1 protein-coding gene is annotated in these 2,721 nt (G+C 55.9%); it reads left to right on the top strand.

The genetic code is table 11. From position 1 onward, the window contains the following. The first annotated feature begins 469 nt into the window (after positions 1 to 469). Positions 470 to 2,479 (top strand): methyl-accepting chemotaxis protein, encoded by a 2,010-nt coding sequence (locus tag CO655_RS32955; protein ID WP_097667963.1) that lies wholly within the window; start codon positions 470 to 472, stop codon positions 2,477 to 2,479. Positions 2,480 to 2,721 lie beyond the last annotated feature (242 nt).

The following is a 2,721-nucleotide window of genomic DNA, read 5'->3' as shown; positions in this document are numbered from 1 at the left end:
CGACATGCCCGCCGCAGACGCTTTCAAAACCCGTATTCGAAGATCATCGCTCAGTGCTTGTCCCATCATCCACCTCTTCTCTGTGGATGTTGAATCAGCTTCGATGGACGCCGTCACATCACAATCGATTCATCGATCGCAGGACTTGCTCTAGGTCGGGGGCTCGTGGCGGGGCGAAACTTGGTTGCTGAAAACGATGATGCTCTTCGAACGGCGCCAAATGAAATTTTGCCGGCTGCATCCTCCTTGTAAGCGCGGACGATCCATTGGACGCCTGACTATCCTTAAAACGTCGTCTTTTTGCATTCGAGACGGGCAGGAAAGGCTTCATTAACCAACGCAACCAATAGGTATTCTCAGCTATGTCACAGACCCACAAGATTGATCTGCCGTTCGAATGAATGAAACGGCAATTGGAAGATTTGAGTAGACAAGTCGATCGTCCACCTCACCTAAAAGGTTTGCCTTTATGCCCAAGTCCATTAGACTCGCTTTATCTTTGATATTTGTTCTACTCTCTCTTCTCGCGGCGGGCCAGGGCATCGTGAGTATCGTCAAGCTACTGTCCATTAGGAGCAATATATCCGAAGTTGCCAGCAACTGGCTGCCATCGATCGATGTGATAAATCGGATCAATACGATCACCGGGGACTACCGCATCCTGCAGTTCAGGCTGGTGACAAAATCATCAGATTCGACGAGCCTTGCGCATAATATCACCACCTTCCGCCAGAAGATGGAGGATCTGGCGAATGCCCGTGGTGAATATGAGCCGATGGTGACATCCGGCGAGGAGCGTCAGGCCTATGACGAATTCTCCGCTTTGTGGACGCAATATCAGGAGGATGGCGAGCGGATTGTTAAACTAATGCAGGCAGGCAAGAAGGATGAAGCATTTGCTCTTCTAACGAGTGACGCCACGACGAAACTGTATAATGATAGTGGAGCGCTCCTTGACCAGGATGTCGCAGTTAACAAGCGTGGTGGAGTCGCGGCCGTCGGAAACACGATGGGCGCCGTTTCATCGACGGTTTTGGTCACCATTCTTGCCATGGCGCTGGCAACTACGACGGGCATTATAGCCCTGCTTTACTGCATCCGGAAGATTACCGATCCGATCTCGCGGTTGACTACCACGATGGGCGTACTGGCAGATGGTAATCTCGACACTGAGGTTCCTTTCGCAATGCGCGCCGACGAAATCGGCAAGATGTCGAGAGCCGTTGAGGTATTCAAGCAAAACAGCATCAAGGCCCGCGATCTGAACGCGCAGGAGGCCGCGTTGCAGGCCAAGAGCGCCGACTTGCAGTCGAGCATTGCCGAGGTGGTGTCAGCCGCCGTAGCCGGTGACTTCACCCATCGCATCACCAAGAAATACGGCGATGCGGCTCTCGACCGTTTTGCAGGAAGCGTCAACGAGCTGGTCACCTCTGTTGACCGGGGCATCGCCGAAACTCGCCGAGTTATCTCAGCGCTTTCCGATGGGGATCTGACGGAAAACATGTGCGGCGAGTTTCAGGGAGCCTTTGGTGAACTGAAGAGTAATGTCAACGCCACCATGGCAGCCCTTCGATCCGTATTAGGCGAGGTTCGCTCCGCCGTCGACACGATCAACGGCGGAGCCGGCGAGATGCGCATCGCCTCAGGCGACCTTTCAAAGCGCACGGAACAGCAAGCCGCGGCTCTGGAGGAGACCTCTTCGGCGCTTGAGGAAATCACGGTGGCGGTAAAAAGCTCGACAGAAAGAGCCACGGAAGCCAGCCATATGGTCGATGAGGCACGCAGAAGCACCGAGCAGTCGAGCGCGGTTGTCAAAGACGCGGTCGCCGCCATGGGCCGCATCGAGCAGGCCTCGGATGAAATCGGCCAGATCATTAACGTCATTGACGAGATCGCCTTCCAGACCAATCTTTTGGCCCTTAACGCCGGCGTCGAGGCGGCGCGTGCGGGTGACGCTGGAAAGGGTTTCGCCGTTGTGGCTCAGGAGGTGCGTGAACTGGCACAGCGCTCCGCCACTGCCGCCAAGGATATCAAGGCGCTGATCAACCGGTCCGGCGACGAGGTCAAAACTGGGGTCAGGCTGGTAACGGCCACAGGCGATGCCCTTGGTCTAATCCGAGGCCACGTGATCAAGGTGAACGAGCACGTTCATACGATCTCGACAGCGGCACGAGAGCAATCGACCGGGCTGGCGGAAGTCAGCACTGCGGTCAACCAGATGGATCAGACAACCCAGCAGAATGCGGCGATGGTGGAAGAATCGACGGCGGCCACCAACCGGTTGGCGGATGAGGCTTCCAATCTGGCGCGGCTTATTGCGCGCTTCAGGCTCGACGGTTCGACTTCTGTACGGCGTGTTGCCCACCAGAACGGTAAGCCGGCCGCCTCGCCAGCGCGTGCCCTCTCCCAGAAGCTTGCCGGCGCCTTCGGCGGACGTACTACAGCCGCTGTCGCGACTAAGGAATGGGAAGAGTTTTAATGAATTATGTCATAATTCACCGCAGGATATTATCGGTTTCCATCTGGCAGCCAGCAGTTCTGCATGAAGACGACGTTGATCCCGGAAATCCGGGGGTTAGCAGAGGCGACGCCGCTGCCCCTAACGCATGTTCTCGGTTCAGGGATCTGCCGGTTCTGTCATTCCGGTGATAGAGCTTGCTGCCGAGATAACCAATGCCATCGGTCTAGAGCAGGTCCTGCGATCGATGAATCGAATGTGAG

Origin of the sequence: Rhizobium sp. M1, assembly GCF_002531805.1 — a bacterium.
Taxonomy (GTDB): domain Bacteria; phylum Pseudomonadota; class Alphaproteobacteria; order Rhizobiales; family Rhizobiaceae; genus Rhizobium; species Rhizobium etli_C.
This window is presented reverse-complemented; position numbering and strand designations above follow the sequence as displayed.

What these genes read in the sequence shown, in the direction of transcription:
- CO655_RS32955 (WP_097667963.1), top strand. Translation starts at nt 470, where the DNA reads ATGCCCAAGTCCATTAGACTCGCTTTATCTTTGATATTTGTTCTACTC.